The organism is Mesobacillus sp. QJM3NY_10 (genome assembly GCF_056173465.1).
In genome coordinates this window covers 4,045,186-4,064,428 of record NZ_CM149675.1, presented here as the reverse complement: position 1 = coordinate 4,064,428, position 19,243 = coordinate 4,045,186, and the positions used below count along the sequence as shown (strand labels likewise).

Below are 19,243 nucleotides of genomic sequence, written 5' to 3'. Positions count from 1 at the left end.
TCCGAAGATGCCTCGTGTTCAGACAATTCCCGGTAGGTTCTTGGGGAATTTGTCCGAAGCTGCCTCCTGTTCAGACAAATCCCAGTCGGTTCAAGGGAAATTTGTCCGAAGGTGGACTAGGTTCGGACAAATCACAATCGTTTCAAGGGGAATTTGTCCGAAGGTGCCTCGTGTTCAGACAATTCCCAGTCGGTTCAAGGGAAATTTGTCCGAAGGTGTGCTTGGTTCGGACAATTCCCAGTCGGTTCAAGGGGAATTTGTCTGAAGGTGCCTCGTGTTCAGACAATTCTCGGTCGGTTCAAGGGGAATTTGTCCGAAGATGCCCTAGGTTCGGACAAATCACAATCGATTCTAGGGGAATTTGTCCGAAGATGTGCTTGGTTCGGACAAATCACAATCGTTTTAAGGGAAATTTGTCCGAAGATGCCTCGTGTTCAGACAATTCCCGGTCGGTTCAAGGGAAATTTGTCCGAAGGTGGACTAGGTTCGGACAAATCACAATCGTTTCAAGGGGAATTTGTCTGAAGGTGCCTCGTGTTCAGACAATTCCCAGTCGGTTCAAGGGAAATTTGTCCGAAGATGTGCTTGGTTCGGACAAATCACAATCGTTTCAAGGGGAATTTGTCCGAAGCTGCCTCGTGTTCAGACAATTCCCAGTCGGTTCAAGGGAAATTTGTCCGAAGGTGGATTAGGTTCGGACAAATCACAATCGTTTCAAGGGGAATTTGTCCGAAGGTGCCTCGTGTTCAGACAATTCCCAGTCGGTTCAAGGGAAATTTGTCCGAAGGTGTGCTTGGTTCGGACAATTCCCAGTCGGTTCAAGGGGAATTTGTCTGAAGGTGCCTCGTGTTCAGACAATTCTCGGTCGGTTCAAGGGGAATTTGTCCGAAGATGCCCTAGGTTCGGACAAATCACGATCGGTTCAAGGGAAATTTGTCCGAAGGTGGACTAGGTTCAGACAAATCACAATCGTTTCAAGGGGAATTTGTCCGAAGATGCCTCGTGTTCAGACAATTCCCAGTCGGTTCAAGGGGAATTTGTCCGAAGATGTGCTTGGTTCGGACAAATCACAATCGTTTCAAGGGGAATTTGTCCGAAGCTATAGTTTCGTTTTCCTGGATTACCATCCCCAACTGCCTCTAGTTACAATTGGGATTTTTCCACCATCACAACATATATCCCGACTTCATTCCAAAAACTATTAACAAACCCATTGACACAAAAAACAAATCTATGATAATTTAATACTTGTCATTTTAATTCTCTACCAATTTACCATACTAAAGTAAAATAAGAGAAACAAAAATATTAAAATCACCGAGAGGAGCACTTATCATGAATGCAGTTGTTATTGCTGTCCTGGCGATGCTGATCCTGAGCCTTCTTCGCGTCAATGTTGTATTGGCATTGATTGCTGGAGCGCTGATTGGCGGGCTGACTGGCGGCTTGAGTATAGAGAAGACGATCGAGGTTTTCACAGGAGGACTTGGAGGCAGTGCCGAGGTCGCGCTTAGTTACGCGCTGCTTGGAGGATTCGCTGTTGCCATTTCCAAGACTGGCTTGCCCAATCTGATGGTTGACTGGATGATTGGAATGATTGGCAAGAACGGAGAGTCTAAAGCTAAGACGTATTCTAAAGCGATTATTGTCATTTTGATTTTAATGATGGCGATTTTCTCGCAAAATTTGATTCCGATCCACATCGCGTTTATTCCGATTTTGATTCCGCCATTGTTGATTGTCTTCAACGAACTGAATATTGACCGTCGCTTAATTGCATCCGTATTGACATTCGGTCTTACGGCGCCTTATATTTTGCTTCCAGTTGGATTCGGCGGAATTTTCCACGATATCCTGGCTACGAACATGGCTGACAGCGGAATGGAAATCGATATGGGGGATATCCCGACAGCGATGCTTCTGCCTGTTGCAGGCCTTGTTGTTGGCTTGTTGATCGCGATTTTCGTATCTTACAGAAAGCCTAGAACCTACGAGGATTATCAAGTGGTTCAGGTCGAGAAAAGTGAGTACTCCAAAGTGGGTATCATATTCTCAATCGTAGCAATTGTTGCAGCGCTTGCTGCCCAGCTTTATTTCGGTTCAATGATTATCGGTGCATTGGCAGGGATCCTGGTCGTGTACGTGAGCGGAGCGATCAAGTGGCGTGAAGCTGATAATCTTTTAACAGAAGGCATGAAGATGATGGCATTCATTGGATTCGTCATGCTAGCTGCTTTCGGTTTCGCTGACGTTCTTAAAGAAACTGGAGACGTTGAAACGCTTGTAGCGCAGGCAGCTGATGCAATTGGCAATAATAAAGCGCTTGGTGCGTTGGCAATGCTTGTTGTAGGACTCTTGGTCACAATGGGAATCGGTTCTTCATTCTCGACGATTCCAATCATCGCTACAATATTTGTACCGCTGAGCCTTCAACTCGGGTTTAGCCCGATGGCGACGATTGCGATTGTGGGAACGGCCGCTGCACTTGGTGACGCGGGTTCACCTGCATCTGACAGCACACTTGGACCGACAGCCGGTTTGAATGCTGATACGCAGCACAACCACATCTGGGACACGGTTGTTCCGACATTCGTTCACTATAATATTCCGTTGATCATTTTCGGCTGGATCGCCGCGATGGTTTTATAAGTTGGAAAACAGAACCGTCTTGCTCTTTTGGCAGGGCGGCTTTGTTTATTTTAAAATAGAATTTCGGTAGGATAATAAAAAGGGGTGATCAATCATGTATTTCGGAAAAGCGCGTAAAAAGGGCCCATCGGACAGAGTCCCGCCGAACCAAAATGTCACGACCTCTTTTCCTGTCCTGCATTATGGCAATGTGCCATATTATAAGAATCTCGATGATTGGACCTTGAAGATTTTTGGTCTTGTAGAAAACGAAGTGGTATTACGATATAAAGATTTAATGGCTCTGCCGCAAACAACCTCCGGCAATGACATACACTGTGTGACGGGATGGTCAAAACTGGACAATGTCTGGGAGGGCATAGCCACTCAGGAATTAGCCCGGCTCGCCAGTCCGAAGGAAACAGCTAAGTATGTCATTCTCCATGCCGAGGAAAATTGGACGACAAATCTGCACATTGAGGATTTTCTTAAGAAGACAAGTCTGCTAGCCCATTCCCATAACGGGGAGGAGCTTACCCCGGAACATGGATATCCATTGAGAGCTGTCATTCCGCATCTATATTTTTGGAAGAGTGCGAAGTGGGTAAGAGGGATTGAATTCTCCTCTGAAAACAGGCCTGGTTTCTGGGAAGAAAATGGCTACCATATGTATGGAGACCCTTGGAAGGAACAGCGGATGACCTGGGACTAGGCTTTTTTTCTAGTGTAGTGGACAAACGCCCACTCAACACCCTCCCTGTTTGCATATGAAGTAATGTAGGCAAAGATATGAGGGAGGTAGCTTGATGTATAGAAGACCATTCTACGGTGGCAGACGCCCATTTGGTTTTGGCTTTGGAGGTCCGTTTGTTGGAGGAGTACTCGGAGGCCTTTTAGGCAGCGCACTATTATATCCACGTCCATATGGCTACGGTTACGGCGGTTTCCCGCCTTACGGCTATGGATACGGATATGGATATCCGTTTTATTATTAAATGAAAAACAAATGACATGGCCGCTGTTCAGTGAACAGCGGCTTTTCTTATACCCATCTCAGCTGCGTGATGATATGGCAGCATTCTTTGTCACCTGCATAATCCACGAAGTTCATTGTGATTCCATCGGGGTTATACGTGATCTTTGGTTTCTTCTTAATCCCGGTTGATTCAATCATTCTTTCTACTTCCTTTTGGTCGGATTGTTGGGCGGCGGCCATTAATTCACTGGAAAAAGAATCGGATGAAGTTATTTTAGACATCACAAGGTTAGCGTCCTCCATTAGGGAAATTGCTTTATCAGCTGAGGTTCTGAATAGTGTTGCATTCACTTCTGAATACGGACGATCTGGGTGAGTTCCGATCCAATCAGCCATCCTATTATTATGAAAAAATAAACAATGCATAAGTAGCTACCCCTTCCTTACGGGTAAGTTTTAGACCTTTTTCAATGTATGAACATAAATCCCTAAGTATGAGGGTGGGAAAAGCCAAAAGCAGTTCAATAACGAAAAAAAGAGGGTAAATAAGGCAGAAGGGAGAATTGTTATACATATTAACTTCTATTGTGAAATAGAATCGGACCAAGGCGGATGAAGGGGGGAGAACCATGGATCTGGAGATGGTCATTAATATTATTGAAGATAATGGCTATTTGGGTTTATTTTTATGGTTATGGTTCGGTGTTTTCGTCATTCCTGTTCCCAATGAGGTTATTCTGATGACTGTGGGACTCGCTTCGTCCAAGGGAGCCTTGAACCCCATTCTTGCATTTTTGGTTACATACATGGGTATCTCTGCGGCCTTTAGCTCCAGCTACCTGCTGGGGAGGGTGATAGGGACAAGACTGCTTCGGATGTTAGAGAAAAAGAAGCGTTTTGCAAATTCGATTGAATCTGCAATGAAGCTGATGGAGAAGTACCATGCATTTTCATTGTCGTTGAGCTGTTTTGCTCCTGGAGTCCGATACTTGGTGCCATTGCTTTACGGCTTCAGTAGACTCCCGTTTAAAACCTTTGCTCTTTTTGCCTATAGTGGTGCATTTGTATGGGTCTCAATCATTTTTGTGCTAGGCTATCTATTTGGAGATAAAATGGACGTAGTCATGAAGTACAATAAAGAATTTTGGTTGGTCGTACTCGCTTTCGCGTTGATCAGCATCATATTCGTGTACCGTCGGAGAAAAATAAGGGCTGCGGCTGTTTCTGAAGAAGTAATTCTTCAGGAAGGGCAGCAAAAATAGCCCTTCCTTCAGAAATACTCTATTACTGTGAAATGCTAGGGTTGACAGTCTGGCTAAAATTCATTCCGGTGTTCGACTAAATCGATGGCCCCAAGGACAATATGGGCCAATCCGAAACCGAATAAAGTATTTGAAACCATTTTATCGATTTTGCGATTTTGTTTCATAGCGTAACCAGCTGCTGTAACAGCTGTTCCTAACACCGCAGGAATCATGCCTTCACGAATTCGGTTCATATGGATCACCTCATTTGAATGATGGGTCCTTTTGCTAAGGACAATAATAGTTTTCCTTGATTTCACCATAATTTGTTTGCCAAATATAAGGAGGTAATAAGTTTGGAACTTAACAACACACTGCTTGGCTCACTGGGAATAGAAATAACAGAACTGGAAAAAGGAAAGGTTGTGGCTACAATGCCTGTCGATGACCGTACAAGGCAGCCATTTGGCCTGCTGCATGGGGGTGCCTCTGTAGCCCTGGCAGAAACAGTCGCCAGCGTTGGAGCATTCGAACTAGTTGACAAGGAAAACGAAGTGGTGGTCGGCCTTGAAATCAACGCCAACCATATAAGGGCAAAAAAGGACGGACTGGTTACCGCTGTCGGCACTGTCCTCCACCAGGGAAAAACAACCATGGTTTGGGATATAAAAATCACCGATGAAGAAGAAAAGCTTGTCTGCATTTCAAGATGTACGATCGCTGTTATAAAACGGAGGAAATGAACCAGCCAAATTGGCTGGTTTTGTTTTGGGTGGGCTTGGAAAAGAAGGTTCTTTAATCAGTGATAACGGCTTATTATTGTGACAGGTTTGCATGGATAGGAGCAAAAGCTGTCAAGAAAGAGCCGTTATTATGACAGGGTTGAGGTGAGAAGGCGAAAAGCTGTCAAGAAAGAGCCGTTATTTTGACAGGTTTGATGTGGGAAGGCGAAAAGCTGTCAAGAAAGATTCGTTATTTTGACAGCTTTGGGTTGGAAAGGCGAAAAGCTGTCAAAAAAGATTCGTTATTATGACAGCTTTGGGGTGAAAAGGGGAAAAGCTGTCAAGAAAGAGTCGTTATTGTGACAGGTTTAATATGGGAAGGCGAAAAGCTGTCAAGAAAAATACGTTATTGTGACAGGTTTGAAGTGGGAAGGCGAAAAGCTGTCAAGAAAGAGTCGTTATTGTGACAGGTTTGATATGGGAAGGCGAAAAGCTGTCAAGAAAGAGTCGTTATTGTGACAGGTTTGAAGTGGGAAGGCGAAAAGCTGTCAAGAAAGAGCCGTTATTATGACAGGTTTGAAGTGGGAAGGCGAAAAGCTGTCAAGAAAGAGCCGTTATTGTGACAGGTTTGATATGGGAAGGCGAAAAGCTGTCAAGAAAGAGTCGTTATTGTGACAGGTTTGGGGTGGAAAGGGGAAAAGCTGTCAAGAAAGAGCCGTTATTATGACAGGTTTGACGTGAGAAGGCGAAAAGCTGTCAAGAAAGAGCCGTTATTTTGACAGGTTTGACGTGGGAAGGGGAAAAGCTGTCAAGAAAGAGTCGTTATTGTGACAGGTTTGATATGGGAAGGCGAAAAGCTGTCAAGAAAAATACGTTATTTTGACAGCTTTGGGCGTTATTATGATAGGTTAAGGCTATTAGGACGAAAAGCTGTCAATCATCCAAAGCTCAATGACAATTACATTTACAACGCATCCATATCCTCTTCAATCTCTACTACCTTCCTCAGCTTAGCATTATGGTATGAAGCAGGTGTCATCTGAAGAAGCTTGTTACGAAGTGAGCAAAGTACGGGGAAATCGATCCGCGATGCCAACCCGTATATTTTCATTTCATCTTTCACTATTTTCATACGATCCTGTCTGTGTGTTTCATACTTGGAAAATGCCTTAACAATTGTTTCTTCGCTGCTGATCCATTTAGCCAGGTAAACGGCATCCTCAGCTGCCTGTGATGCTCCCTGGCCTATATTGGGCATTGAAGCGTGTGCTGAATCACCGAGTAGCAGGATCTTACCATATTGGAGCGGGGTTAAGGGTTTCAATTCATATAGGTTGTCGTAAATGATATGGTGTGGTGAGGTACTTTCCAGTATTTCCTGGATTGGTTCATGGTAGTAGAAAAAGTTGAACAATAAATCGATAGGAGACCAATCGCTCTTGTCGCTGTTTTCTTCAGAGGATTTTTTTAATGCATACCAAAACACCTGATTATCTATTAACGGAGCGATCCCGAATCGTCCCCTCGCTCCCCAGGTTTCAGTGTAAGCATTCACCTTGATTGGCGGGTCTTCAATGATGCCTCTCCAGCAGGAGAAACCCGAATATGTCAAACCGCTGTTTGGAAACAGCTTTGTGCGGATTTGTGAAGCTGCACCGTCGCAGCTTATAAGATAATCTGATTCTACACTGGTACCATCTTTGAAAAATAATGATATTGAATTGTCATGTTTAAAATCGATCATATGCTTATCTAAATGGAGAGAACCAGGGAGGAGTGCATCTGTCAAAATTCTTTGGAGTTCAGAACGGTGGATGAACAGGTAATTCGGGATATGAGATGGCGAATGGTAGTCGAATTCGGCAATGATTTTTCCAGAATCGGATTTAAGCAGACAGCCATCAGAATCCAATCCATTTGCGCGCAATTGTGGTCCTAATCCCATAATGTAGAAGGCTCTTATGGCGTTGCCACTTAAGATGATTCCGGTATCCGGTTCATGTAGTTTTTTTTCTTTTTCATAGACATTCGCATGAATTCCTTTTCTCTGCAGGGCAATCGCTGTGCATAATCCGCTAATTCCGCCGCCAACGATTGAAATTCTTGCATCGTCCATATCCTTAACCTCCATTCCGCAAAACAGGAATCATAACTCTTCTTACCTAAACTATACTTGACTGACCCTTGGGTTGGTATGGATAAAAATTGAATTTTTCATGGACAAAAAAAGCCATCAGGTGGATATACCTGATGGCTGTTCATCATCTTTATTTCAGATGTCCTTCAGCTTTCATCTTTTTCCGTGCTTTTGCAAGGTCATCCTGGACAGTACGGTCCGAAAGCTTAACCCCGCTGTTATAGGCTGCCCTCGCAATCAAATGCCCTGCAACTGGAGAAGTGAGGAAGATGAACAAAACTCCCAGTAATAAACGGGAATTGAAATGATGTTCAATCAACCAAAAATATAGGAAGGTGCCAAGCAAGACAAGCATGACCCCCATTGTTGCACTTTTTGATGCTGCATGGTTCCTTGTATAAACATCTGGAAGCCTGATCAGTCCAAAGGCAGTTACAAGGCTAAGAAATGCTCCGAGCAGAATGAACAATCCCGCAAAAAATTTAACGATTTCCATTTCTGTCATATTCCATGATTACTCCCTTCTCAAGGAATTTTGAAAAGGCAACTGTTCCGATGAATGTCAGGATACCAATCAGCAGGATGATATCAAGAAAAGCACTAGTTTCCAGAACAATTGATACTAAAGCAATCACAGAAACAAGGCTGATGCCGATGGCGTCAAGGGCAACTACCCGATCTGCTACGGTAGGCCCCTTGATTACTCGGTAAATCAGTCCGATCATCGCAAGTGATATGAAGGTAACTGATATCCATAAAACCGCTTCAAACATTATCGGCTCACCTCCATAATCGCTTTTTCAAACGTATTTTTGATACTCTGGATTGCTTCATCCGCATCAGTGATGTCCATTGCATGCACATACAATATTTTGTTGTCAGAAGAAACATCGACGACAAGTGTACCAGGGGTCAAAGTAATCAGGTTTGCGAGCATCGTAATCTCCCATTCTTCTTTCAATTCTGTCGGGAATGCGAAAATGCCCGGCTTGATATTAAGCTTTGGCCTAAGGACTGCCTTTAAAACTGCTACATTCGAAAGAATCAGTTCCAAAGTAAAAATATAAATCAAGTTCAGCACGGCCACTACCCTCAGTAAATAGAAGCGGGAAGTGAAGAAACGCCTGAAAATATAAATGATGAGCAGGCCGAAGAAATACCCGACGAAAAAAGAGGCCGGGGAGTAGGATGTCTTAAGAAACATCCAGACAAAGGCCAGTATAAAATTCAGCAAGATTTGAAAAGCCATAGCTCATCACTCCTTCAAAACAGCATTGATGTAGATTTCCGGATTGGCAAGCGTTTCGGCGGCTGTTGAAATAACCGGATAAATAGCCTCAGTTCCGAAGCCGTATAGCACAGCGAATACAGTCAGAATTGCAGGTGCAATGAGCAGCCATTTTACAGGTGCTCTTTCCTCATTCTTATAGGCCCTTGGAGTTCCCCAGAAGCCTCTGATAAAAATCCTCATGACTGAAAACAGGACAAGCAAGCTCGACATTAGTACAACGAAAGCACCAATATAGTTTTCCGTTTCAAATCCAGAGCGCACAATCATCAGTTTGCCTGCGAAACCGCTAAGCGGCGGAATGCCGGCAAGTGCGGCTGTAGCAATGAAGAACGTCCAGCCAAGTGCAGGGTATCTGTTGATCAGACCGCTTATTTTCTCAAGGTCGCTCGTTCCGGTGATCATAACGATAATCCCGACCAACAGGAACAGTGCCGCTTTGATGTTCATGTCATGCATCAAATAAAATACTGAGCCAGTGAGAGATTCTGGTGTCAGGACTGATACCCCGAATAAGATGACACCGACCGCAACGATGATGTTATAGATAATGATTTTTTTGACATCAGTATAAGCCAGTGCTCCGATGACCCCAGCAATAATCGTCATGATAGCGAGGGTTTGCAGCAATTGATGCGTATAGCCGATATCATGGTAAAAGAACAATGTATATGTCCTGGTGATTGAGTATACGCCAACTTTGGTTAGCAGTGCTCCGAACAGCGCCATTACTGGTGCTGGCGGTGCGTAATACGATCCTGGCAGCCAGAAATAAAGCGGGAAAATTGCGCCTTTCAGACCGAATACAATCAAGAACAATACGGCAATCACCGTAATAATCCCGGCATTCCCAATTTCGCTGAGTCTCACCGAGATATGCGCCATATTCAGGGTCCCTACCACTGAATACAAATAGGCAACGGCGATAACAAACAAGGCGGATGAAATAACATTCACGAGTATGTATTTAATCGATTCGCGGAGCTGGATTTTCGTCCCGCCCAATACAATCAATACATATGAGGACATCAGCATCACTTCGAAAAATACAAACAAGTTGAAAATGTCGCCCGTCGTAAAGGCTCCGTTAACCCCGACAATCAAGAAGTTGACGACTGGATAATAGAAAAATCTTTCACGAGCTTCTCCTATTGATTTGAAGGAGTAAAACAACGCCGCAAAGGCGATGATACTTGTCGTCAATACAAGCAAGGCGGAAAGCATGTCCGATACAAGCGTTATGCCGTATGGTGCTTCCCAGTTACTGAGATCCATCGTCTGGATGCCATTCCGATAAACATGGTTTGCCAGCATGAAGGAAGCAATAATCGTGAGCAGTGCGCTTATCGCAGAAATCCATCGCTGGGCCATGATGTTTTTAGTGAAAAAAATAAGTACAACCCCTGTAATCAGAGGAATCAAGATGGGTAATATAATTAGATTATTCATGTCCTTCCTTTCCTCTCAAGCGATCCATATTATCGGTTCCAAGCTCCTGGTAGGCGCGGTAGGCCACAACCAGGAAGAATGCCGTAACACCAAAGCTGATGACAATCGCTGTCAGGATCAGTGCCTGTGGCAGCGGATCGGCATAGGATGGGGCATGTTCTCCAAGGAGCGGGGCTGCACCTCTTTTTAAGCCTCCCATTGTCAGCAGGAGTAGGTGGGCACCGTGACTTAACAGCCCTGTCCCGATAATAATCCTGAGCAAGCTTTTTGAAAGCATGAGGTAAGTGGCTGTCATAAATAAAATTCCAATTAGAAAAGCCATTAAGATTTCCATTATTCGCTCTCTCCAATCGTTTGAATAATGGTCATTGTCACACCAATGACGACAAGGAAGACCCCTGTATCAAACAATACCGCTGTATGCAAAGATGTCTTGCCGAGGAGCGGCAAATAAGCATAAGTATACGCATGTGTCAGGAACGGCATATTGAAAAATAACGCACCGGCACCTGTTCCGATCGCAATGAGCAGACCGACAGCGACAACTTTAATATAATCAAACGGCAAAATCATTTTGACTGTCTTAATATCGAATGCTAGTAAAAGCAATACAATCGCTCCAGAGGTCATCAATCCGCCGATGAATCCACCGCCCGGATAATAGTGGCCTGCGAAAAACAGGTGGATCGAAAACAGGATGATGACGAAAAGGACGAACTTTGTAACAGTCTGGAGGATGACATCATTTGTTTTCATCCAATTCTCTCCCCCTTGTCAGCCGAAGCTTAATCATCGCAAAAATACCAAGGGCAGCGATGCCAAGAACGGCAATTTCAAACATTGTATCGAAGCCGCGGAAATCAACGAGGATAACGTTGACCATATTTTCGCCGCCAGCTTTTTTATAAGTATTTTCAACATAATACTCCGAAATGGAGCCAAACGTTTTGTTACTATGGGCAGATAAGGCAATCATCGTCACAATTGCCCCTACGGCAATCGAGATTAGCGCGTTTGTAGCCCTGAAGCGGATTCTCTCCTCATTTCTCCTAATCTGCGGCAGGTGATAAAACGCCAAAAGGAACAATGCAACAGATACAGTTTCAATGACCAGCTGTGTCAGTGCCAGGTCAGGTGCCCTGAAAAGGACGAAAAACAGTGCTACGGTATAGCCAACAGCGCCAAGCAGGATGATGGAAGTCAGCCTTGATTTGGCAAACAAGATGGTAATCGCAGATACGGCCATGATCAACACGAGCACAACTTCAAAAAAGCGGATAGGTGCAACATCGCTCAAATCCAGTTTGAATGCGTTTTTGAAAATGAGTGTCGAAGCAAGAGCCAAAATAAAGAATGAAAAGATATAAACGAGATACGTCCGGATGAAACCGGTCATGTAGGACTTCGTAATATTCTTTGACGTTAGCTCAATGAGTTCCAGACCGCGGTCATAGAATCGGTTGAAGGACATTCGCTCAGGGAGCTTGCTATAAATCCCTGCCCATTTAGGCATGAACTTGTAGAGCAGTAACCCGAATGCAATAACACCGATTGTCATGAACAATTCAGCTGTTGGCCCGTGCCAATGAGAGATATGGACATCGAATCCTTCACCGTTTTCGAGCAATGATGGAAGTATCGACCCCATGGCAGGCGAAATGATGTTATGTGACAGTACATTCGGAAAGATACCGAAAATGATGACAAGTGACGCTAGAATAACCGGTGAAATCAGCATACCGATCGGTGCCTCATGCGGTTTCTTTTCCAATTTCTCAGGCTGGTACTTGCCTGTGAAGGTCTTGAATACATACATCATGCTGTAAAGGAATGTGAAAACACTTGCTGACCAGGCAATGATAGGGAACAATATGCCCCATGTGTCCATATTGAAAATATCCATTTCTGCTACGCGCAGCATGCCTGTAAAGAACATTTCTTTGCTCAGGAATCCGTTGAATGGCGGAATTCCGGCCATCGAAAATGTTCCGATGATCGCTAGTGTGAATGTAATTGGCATGAAATTCATCAAACCGCCAAGCTTGCGTATATCCCTTGTCCCCGTTTCATGGTCAATAATCCCTGTCACCATGAACAAACTTCCCTTGAATGTGGCATGGTTGATCAAATGGAAGACCGCGGCAGTGACCGCAACAATATAATAGCCATCTTCAATCGTGCCATAATGAAGGGCTGCAGCACCTGCTCCAAGAAGTGACATGATCATCCCCAGCTGACTGACAGTTGAAAAAGCGAGGATCGCTTTTAAATCCGTTTGTTTTACAGCTGAGAAAGAACCCCAGAATAGCGTGAGTACCCCAACTCCGGCCACGAGCCAGACCCATGTACCTGAATGTGCGAACACTGGTGTCATACGGGCAACAAGATAGATTCCCGCTTTAACCATCGTCGCCGAGTGCAGGTACGCACTGACTGGCGTAGGTGCTTCCATCGCGTCAGGAAGCCAGATGTGGAATGGGAACTGAGCAGATTTTGTAAAAGCCCCGAGCAAGAACAAAATCAATGTCGCAGTGAATAAAGGATGGTTGACGACTTCATTTGACATTTGGATTGTTTCCGTAATGCTGAAGGTCCCTGTGATAATATAGAGCATCAGGATCCCACCGAGCATGGATAATCCCCCGAAAACAGTGATCAGCATTGACTTTTGGGCACCATAGCGGGAACGCTCGCGATGGTTCCAATATCCAATCAGCAAGAAAGAAGAAAAGCTGGTCAACTCCCAGAAGGTATAGAGAACAATCAGGTTGTCGGATAAAACGACTCCGAGCATCGCGCCCATGAACAAAAGCAGGTAGACATAAAAAGTATTCAGCTTTTCCTTGTCCGGATTTAAATAATAAATCGAATACAGCACAACCAATGCGCCGATTCCCGTGATCAGCAGGGCGAATAATAGCCCAAGGCCATCAACTTTTAGCGTGAAATTAATTCCAAGAGAAGAAATCCAAGCAACAGTTTCCATAACGGTACCGCCATGGCTGGTCGTGCTGATGAATTGTAAGAAATAAGCAAACAGCACGGCAGGCAGTGGCAAAAGGAACCAGCCTGTATGAATGTTCTTGAAATACTTATGTAAAAATGGAATTAAGATCGCGAGTAAAAGCGGTGATAAAACTGCAAGATGAAGTAAAGACAAGTGATAATACCTCCTTATTTAATTCCAAATTCATGGCTTAACATTATATTTTTTGCCAATTTAACTAAGTTCATGCCCCCAACTCACTGATGTGAAAATTATATCGTAAAAAAGTTGCAGATGCATGTCATCGACCTTGATGAATCAAGGTTTTGTCAAACCTTGAATAAAGATGTCGTCTTTTTTGCATACTAAAAGTGAATAGGGGGGATAAGCCATGGCCCGAAAGCTGACAGTATGCATTGGGATATTCCTTAGTTTATTTTCGGGGTTCATGTTTCTTGATAACAGGGATGACAAAGCGTTGTCAAAGCAAGGACCTGGAGTGCTGAAAGTCCAGCAGTCAGAGTTGGACGAGGTTGAAACTGCCAAATATGTACCATTCGGTTCAAGAGAATACGTCCGGATCGTGCCACAATAACACCAATCTTTTTATACGGACGAGCCTCATAAAGGTTTCAAAAAAATTAAAGTTCCTGCAAAGGGGCTTTTTTTCTTTTTCTTGCTGGTCTCCACAATTTCTTTCATAATACATAGTAGAATTTGAAAGAATTGAGTGAAGTGTCATATGAGAAACCCATATTTAACAAGCTACTTCCCGCTGCTGTCGATTATTTTGTTCAGTTTGGCCTTATCCGTGCGCACGGAAATGGAGTTGATCTCCATTTTGAAAAATGCCGGGATATACGATGGAATGCTTGAGTTCTTTTCTGATACCGGGATTAAATTATCACTGCTGGCTCTACTGATGGTGGTGTATTTCATGGTGTTTGCGGCAATGAAACTGATTGCCGATACTATAAACGAGGTCAGCCTCTTGTTTTTCTCGAAGGATCATGAAGGGGAGAGCCTGTATCTGATTCGCCATGGAGCAACGATTTATTTTGTGGGCAGCGTAGTATCCTTGCTTAGCTTCTACAGCTTTATCGGTATAATGGCTATTTTCGCTGTTGCAACAATGGTATATTTCATTTATTTTGTCTATAAAATCAGCCCCAAGCTCACCATGGCTGGTTTGATCGGAATCGTGTTCTTCCAGGTCATTCTCTGGAGTACGCTTGTCCTTGGCATCATTTATCTTGCGGTAAAAGTGTATAACAGCTTACTCGCCAGCTTGCCGATTTAAATGTGAACGATGACGGACAGAAATAGGCGAGAAGAAAGAAAAAGTGTCCGTCATAATGGTGATGACGGACAGAAATAGGCGAGAAGAAAGAAAATGTGTCCGTCATAGTGGTGATGACGGACAGAAATAGACGAGAAGAAGGAAAAAGTGTCCGTCATAGTGGTGATGACGGACAGAAATAGGCGAGAAGAAAGAAAAAGTGTCCGTCATAGTGGTGATGACGGACAGAAATAGACGAGAAGAAGGAAAAAGTGTCCGTCATAGTGGTGATGACGGACAGAAATAGGCGAGAAGAAAGAAAATGTGTCCGTCATAATGGTGATGACGGACAGAAATAGACGAGAAGAAGGAAAAAGTGTCCGTCATAGCGGTGATGACGGACAGAATTAGGCGAGAAGAAGGAAAAAATGTCCGTCATAATGGTGATGACGGACAGAAATAGACGAGAAGAAGGAAAAAGTGTCCGTCATAGTGGTGATGACGGACAGAAATAGGCGAGAAAAAAGAAAAAATGTCCGTCATAATGGTGGTGACGGACAAAAATAATGATTTAAGTGGAGCCGGGCGGAATTTCTGCCCGGTTTATTTTTTCATAATGTCACGCCAAATCAAAAGATGGGGCGACTGATGATTGATATTTTCCATGCTCTCTGGCTGGTCTTTGCCGACCCACACACCTGCAGTCAGCGGCCCGTTGAAGCCTATAAACCAAAAATCTTTAAAATCATTTGTCGTTCCGGTCTTCCCGCCAGCACCAGGGCCGGCACCCGCCACTTTTCGTGCAGTTCCTGAAGTTACGGTCTTCTGCATGAGGCTTCGGACTTTTTCGGCGGTGCTAGGATTCCAAACCTGGACAGGTTCGTCATTCCATTTATAAAGTACCTCTCCGTTAAAACCTGTTACCTTCGAGATTGCCCTTGGCTTTAGGAAAAGACCTTTATTGCTGAAAACCGTATAAGCTGATGTCATTTCTAGCGGGCTCATTCCAGTTGTGAACCCGCCGACTGCTGATGCCAGCACATGGTCTTGTTCTGTGACTTTTCCAAAATCAAATGCTTTAAGGTCACCGAACGCTTCGTCCACGCCAACCTGCTGTAAAACTCTCACGGCAGATGTGTTGTAGGAATTAATGAACGCCCTTTCAAGTGTAACCTTCCCATAAGTGGAACCTCCGTAGTTTTTCGGACAATATCCTTTGATGCAAAGAGGGCCTGCGTTAATTTGAGAATCCTGGTTTGCATCAAACCTTTCAAAGTATGGGGCATAGACAAGCAATGGCTTGATTGATGAGCCAGGCTGGCGAAAAGCCTGGTATGCGCGATGGAAGTCTCCGCTCTGATAACCCTTTCCTCCTGAAATAGCTACAAGCTGGCCAGTTTCATGGTTGATCACTGTGGCAGCTCCCTGGACCTTTGCTTCTGGCAGATGAGCTGCGACTGCCTGGACTGTCCGTTTTTGCAGTTCAATATCAAGATTTGTATGGATGGTCACCCCTGAACGAAGCAACTCCTCGATTCTAGCGGTTAAGTCATCAGTATTATCGACATTTTCCTGTTCGGAAATCAGTTCTCTCAGTTCATGTAATGCATAGGAAGAATAATCTGGATTTGAATTTTTCCGGGAATCGACTTTCAGGGTGATTGGTTCCTTTTTTAACTTTTCAGTAGCTTCAGATTTGATTTTTCCATGTTGTGCAAGCTGATCGATCAGCCTTTCCTGGCGCTTCTTTGTCCGTTCAAAATGCTTGATTGGGTCATAATAGGACGGATTATTAGGAATGGCAGCGAGGAAAGCCTGTTCTGCCTCAGATAATCTTGCAGGCGTTTTTTTAAAATAAAGATCCGCCGCAGCCTTGATCCCATAAGCATTATTGTGGAAATAAATCGCATTCATATACTGCTCGAGAATTTCTGCCTTTGAAAAAGACTTCTCCAGCTGGTAAGCATATAAAATTTCGCTCAGCTTACGATTATAAGATTTGTGATGGTTCAAATACTGGTTTCTAGCCAGCTGCTGGGTAATAGTGCTCGCCCCTTGTTCAATATCGTCTGAGTGAATATTGATTGCCAGAGCGCGGCCGATTGCCGGCAGGTCAAAGCCAGGATGCTTTTCAAAATTACGATCCTCAGAAACAATGAAGACCTCTTTTATAAAATCAGGGATTTCATGCCCCGCAACATAGCTCCTGTTCATCGGTCGATAAATCTCCGTGATGACCTGACCGTTACTGGCAAGGATTAAACTGGTTTGAGAAAGTTTCGTCTCTGAAAGATTGATCTTTTCATCAAGAGTATCACTGAAGCTCACCGCATTGCCCGCTTCGGTATAAGTTAAAATGACAACTGCAATAAACGCTGGGATCAATAGTAAAATCAAAAGATAGCCTGTTATAATCCTCACGGTAATTCCTTTCTGCGTGAAAGTGATTTTTATTACTCAACATATTATCGGAACGAACGAGCTATTTTTCACTTCTTTTTCCGGTACCCCTTCGGTTCAAAAAAATGCTAAGTTTAAATTGCAGAAAATTTAAAATTTTACCAAGAAACGTGATATAATAGAAAAAATAATCGACCGAAAAGCATATACTGGTTACATACAACTACTGGCTTTTCAGAAAGTTGGGGAAGCATGAGCGAAAAAGAAAGGACAACATTATTTATTGATTTTGAATTTACGATGCCTGATCGCAACAGCAGGAGAAGGGGCTTTTACCCGGAAATCATTGAAGCTGGCGCTGTTCTTGTTGAGAACGGCAAGGTGGTTGAACAATTTTCTTCTTATGTACGGCCGATGGCTTTTCCAATTTTGACCGAACGCTGCCGTTCATTCCTGAGCATCTCTCAGGAGCAGGTGAATTCAGGAATCACGTTCAAGGCTTTGGTAGATAAGCTTATCTCAATGGGTGGAAGCAAGAATTGCCAGATTGTCACCTGGGGCAATATGGACATGAAGGTATTACAGCAAAATTGCCAGCAGGCTTCAGTAGCTTTTCCGCTGCCAGGGAAGCAAATCGATCTATCAATGGAGTATAAGCGTTTCTTCGGCGACCAGAATCAGACGGGTCTATGGAAGGCTGTTCAGGAATATGGGAGGGAAGGGACAGGAAAACATCACCGCGCCCTGGATGATGCTTTGACGACATACCATATTTACAAGCTCGTGGAGAAAGACAAACAATATCTTCAAAAACCAGAACCTGCAACAATCGGGGACATGGTCGATTTTTCCAAACTGCTCAATAAATTCGCATAGAAAAGCCAGATTGGAAAAAACAATCTGGCTTTTTGCGTATCTTATTTAAAATAATCTTTCTCCAGAGACTCCAAATTTCTCAGGCTTTGCTGTGCCCAGGCGGAATCGTCGCCTTTTAGTTCGGCACGAAGCTTGCTGGTAGCTTCTTTTAAAGACTCAAGGTATTCTGGGATATCACCATCGAATGGCTTGACCATTTTTTCAGGGATGTTTGCCTGTTCGCGGAAAGACAGTGCTTTTCTTTCATGGAAAAAGCCCACCGCTGCATCCTTTGGATTATGGAGGTCGCCCTGCATCGGGTGTTTGGCGACAGCCAATACTCGGACAAGATAGTGCTGTGGCCTGCGTTCCGTGATTTCGCCTATGTATTTGCCGGTCTTATAAATGGCGGTTACTTTATCGCCTATGTTCAATTCAGCCATGTTGAAGCTCCTTTCGGGTTCATGTTAATTTCTTATATTATAGCAAAAAAGACAGATGCAAAACATTTTGTAATCGTTTAAAGTGTCTTATAGGAGGGATACATACAATGACTAAAAAAATATTCGCGATTTTATTTGCAATGATGGTTGTACTTGCGGGCTGCGGTACAGCTGGTGAAAAGCAGGAAGCAGACAAGCAGAAGGAAGAAACGACTAATACTGGACAAGCTGGCCAGGCCGAGGAAGATCTTGATTACCCTCAAGCGACTGCCGAAGTCCAGGATAATGAAAGGCTTGTGGAAATGGTCACTTCGATGGGAACTGTTAAAATCAAGCTTTTCCCTGAGCAGGCTCCAAAGGCAGTAGAGAATTTTATTAAGCACAGCGAAGAGGGCTACTATGAAGGAGTCATCTTCCACCGCGTTATTGAAGGGTTCATGATTCAAGGCGGCGATCCAGAAGGAACTGGGATGGGTGGCGAAAGTATTTACGGCGGTCCGTTTGAAGACGAATTTTCACGGGAGCTCTTCAACATTCGCGGAGCACTGTCGATGGCTAATTCCGGCCCGAACACGAACGGAAGCCAGTTCTTTATCGTCCAGAATAAAGAGCTTGATGCTAGTTTGCCAGAGAAGATGAAGCAGGCAGGCTACCCCGAAGAAGTGCTGAAGATGTATGAAAATGGCGGAACACCACATCTTGATGGCGGACATACCGTCTTCGGCCAGGTTGTAGAGGGAATGGATGTCGTTGACAAGATTGCCGCTACGCCAACAGTCGCACAGGATAAGCCAGAGAAGGATGTCGTCATCGAAAAAATCAATGTATTGAAATAG

At 44.1% G+C, this 19,243-nt stretch carries 21 protein-coding genes; 9 read left to right on the top strand and 12 right to left on the bottom strand.

What is annotated here, in order from left to right:
• The first annotated feature begins 1,335 nt into the window (after nt 1-1,335).
• From AC0VX7_RS20555 to AC0VX7_RS20545, 3 genes are all read left to right on the top strand, one after another.
• Nucleotides 1,336-2,649 (top strand): Na+/H+ antiporter family protein, encoded by a 1,314-nt coding sequence (locus tag AC0VX7_RS20555; protein WP_475425682.1) that lies wholly within the window; start codon nt 1,336-1,338, stop codon nt 2,647-2,649.
• Nucleotides 2,650-2,743: 94 nt separating this feature from the next.
• Nucleotides 2,744-3,340: a sulfite oxidase-like oxidoreductase gene (locus AC0VX7_RS20550; RefSeq protein ID WP_475425681.1), complete on the top strand. Its 597-nt coding sequence runs from the start codon at nt 2,744-2,746 to the stop codon at nt 3,338-3,340.
• Nucleotides 3,341-3,434: 94 nt separating this feature from the next.
• Nucleotides 3,435-3,623: a hypothetical protein gene (locus AC0VX7_RS20545; RefSeq protein ID WP_041966154.1), complete on the top strand. Its 189-nt coding sequence runs from the start codon at nt 3,435-3,437 to the stop codon at nt 3,621-3,623.
• A gap of 47 nt (nt 3,624-3,670) precedes the next feature.
• Here AC0VX7_RS20545 and AC0VX7_RS20540 read toward each other — a convergent pair whose 3' ends face one another.
• A complete protein-coding gene (locus AC0VX7_RS20540) occupies nt 3,671-4,030 on the bottom strand; it encodes a YuzC family spore coat inner layer protein (protein WP_475425680.1) in 360 nt (119 codons plus the stop codon).
• Between the two features lie 203 nt (nt 4,031-4,233).
• Here AC0VX7_RS20540 and AC0VX7_RS20535 point away from each other — a divergent pair, with 203 nt between their 5' ends.
• A complete protein-coding gene (locus AC0VX7_RS20535) occupies nt 4,234-4,866 on the top strand; it encodes a DedA family protein (RefSeq protein ID WP_475425679.1) in 633 nt (210 codons plus the stop codon).
• A 53-nt stretch (nt 4,867-4,919) separates the two neighbouring features.
• On the opposite strand, the gene AC0VX7_RS20530 is transcribed toward AC0VX7_RS20535, so the two are convergent.
• Nucleotides 4,920-5,102 carry a hypothetical protein gene (locus tag AC0VX7_RS20530; RefSeq protein ID WP_041966157.1) on the bottom strand — a complete coding sequence of 61 codons (183 nt, stop codon included), beginning with the start codon at nt 5,100-5,102 and terminating at the stop codon, nt 4,920-4,922.
• Nucleotides 5,103-5,204: 102 nt separating this feature from the next.
• Here AC0VX7_RS20530 and AC0VX7_RS20525 point away from each other — a divergent pair, with 102 nt between their 5' ends.
• Nucleotides 5,205-5,591, top strand: coding sequence for a PaaI family thioesterase (locus AC0VX7_RS20525; protein ID WP_475425678.1), 387 nt, complete (start codon nt 5,205-5,207; stop codon nt 5,589-5,591).
• Nucleotides 5,592-6,534: 943 nt separating this feature from the next.
• Here AC0VX7_RS20525 and AC0VX7_RS20520 read toward each other — a convergent pair.
• The 8 genes from AC0VX7_RS20520 to AC0VX7_RS20485 form a co-directional block, all read right to left on the bottom strand.
• Nucleotides 6,535-7,686 (bottom strand): FAD-dependent monooxygenase, encoded by a 1,152-nt coding sequence (locus tag AC0VX7_RS20520; RefSeq protein WP_475425677.1) that lies wholly within the window; start codon nt 7,684-7,686, stop codon nt 6,535-6,537.
• 151 nt (nt 7,687-7,837) lie between these two features.
• Nucleotides 7,838-8,212, bottom strand: a complete 375-nt coding sequence (gene mnhG / locus AC0VX7_RS20515) for a monovalent cation/H(+) antiporter subunit G (protein WP_475425676.1) — start codon at nt 8,210-8,212, stop codon at nt 7,838-7,840.
• Nucleotides 8,190-8,432: a Na(+)/H(+) antiporter subunit F1 gene (locus tag AC0VX7_RS20510; RefSeq protein WP_475428213.1), complete on the bottom strand. Its 243-nt coding sequence runs from the start codon at nt 8,430-8,432 to the stop codon at nt 8,190-8,192. The genes mnhG and AC0VX7_RS20510 overlap by 23 nt, the downstream gene beginning before the upstream one ends.
• A gap of 47 nt (nt 8,433-8,479) precedes the next feature.
• A complete protein-coding gene (locus AC0VX7_RS20505; RefSeq protein ID WP_475425675.1) occupies nt 8,480-8,956 on the bottom strand; it encodes a Na+/H+ antiporter subunit E in 477 nt (158 codons plus the stop codon).
• 6 nt (nt 8,957-8,962) lie between these two features.
• Nucleotides 8,963-10,444, bottom strand: coding sequence for a Na+/H+ antiporter subunit D (locus AC0VX7_RS20500; protein WP_475425674.1), 1,482 nt, complete (start codon nt 10,442-10,444; stop codon nt 8,963-8,965).
• Entirely contained in the window at nt 10,437-10,778 is a 342-nt protein-coding gene (locus AC0VX7_RS20495; RefSeq protein ID WP_102264175.1) for a Na(+)/H(+) antiporter subunit C, read from the bottom strand. The genes AC0VX7_RS20500 and AC0VX7_RS20495 overlap by 8 nt, the downstream gene beginning before the upstream one ends.
• Complete coding sequence (locus AC0VX7_RS20490) at nt 10,778-11,200, bottom strand: Na(+)/H(+) antiporter subunit B (RefSeq protein ID WP_023626644.1); 423 nt, start codon at nt 11,198-11,200, stop codon at nt 10,778-10,780. The genes AC0VX7_RS20495 and AC0VX7_RS20490 overlap by 1 nt, the downstream gene beginning before the upstream one ends.
• Nucleotides 11,187-13,604, bottom strand: coding sequence for a Na+/H+ antiporter subunit A (locus AC0VX7_RS20485; RefSeq protein ID WP_475425673.1), 2,418 nt, complete (start codon nt 13,602-13,604; stop codon nt 11,187-11,189). Before AC0VX7_RS20485 ends, AC0VX7_RS20490 begins: the two co-directional genes overlap by 14 nt.
• A gap of 217 nt (nt 13,605-13,821) precedes the next feature.
• Here AC0VX7_RS20485 and AC0VX7_RS20480 point away from each other — a divergent pair, with 217 nt between their 5' ends.
• Both AC0VX7_RS20480 and AC0VX7_RS20475 read left to right on the top strand, forming a co-directional pair.
• Nucleotides 13,822-14,025 (top strand): hypothetical protein, encoded by a 204-nt coding sequence (locus tag AC0VX7_RS20480; RefSeq protein WP_215033597.1) that lies wholly within the window; start codon nt 13,822-13,824, stop codon nt 14,023-14,025.
• Nucleotides 14,026-14,172: 147 nt separating this feature from the next.
• Nucleotides 14,173-14,730, top strand: coding sequence for a YufK family protein (locus AC0VX7_RS20475; protein WP_475425672.1), 558 nt, complete (start codon nt 14,173-14,175; stop codon nt 14,728-14,730).
• Nucleotides 14,731-15,312: 582 nt separating this feature from the next.
• Here AC0VX7_RS20475 and AC0VX7_RS20470 read toward each other — a convergent pair.
• On the bottom strand, nt 15,313-17,130 hold the full coding sequence (locus AC0VX7_RS20470) for a transglycosylase domain-containing protein (protein WP_475425671.1): 1,818 nt from the start codon (nt 17,128-17,130) through the stop codon (nt 15,313-15,315).
• A 231-nt stretch (nt 17,131-17,361) separates the two neighbouring features.
• On the opposite strand from AC0VX7_RS20470, the gene kapD reads away from it, so the two are divergent.
• On the top strand, nt 17,362-17,985 hold the full coding sequence (gene kapD, locus AC0VX7_RS20465) for a 3'-5' exonuclease KapD (protein ID WP_475425670.1): 624 nt from the start codon (nt 17,362-17,364) through the stop codon (nt 17,983-17,985).
• Between the two features lie 41 nt (nt 17,986-18,026).
• Here the strand turns inward: kapD and kapB are convergent, their stop codons facing one another.
• On the bottom strand, nt 18,027-18,407 hold the full coding sequence (gene kapB, locus AC0VX7_RS20460) for a kinase-associated lipoprotein KapB (RefSeq protein ID WP_475425669.1): 381 nt from the start codon (nt 18,405-18,407) through the stop codon (nt 18,027-18,029).
• Between the two features lie 107 nt (nt 18,408-18,514).
• On the opposite strand from kapB, the gene AC0VX7_RS20455 reads away from it, so the two are divergent.
• Entirely contained in the window at nt 18,515-19,243 is a 729-nt protein-coding gene (locus tag AC0VX7_RS20455; RefSeq protein WP_475425668.1) for a peptidylprolyl isomerase, read from the top strand.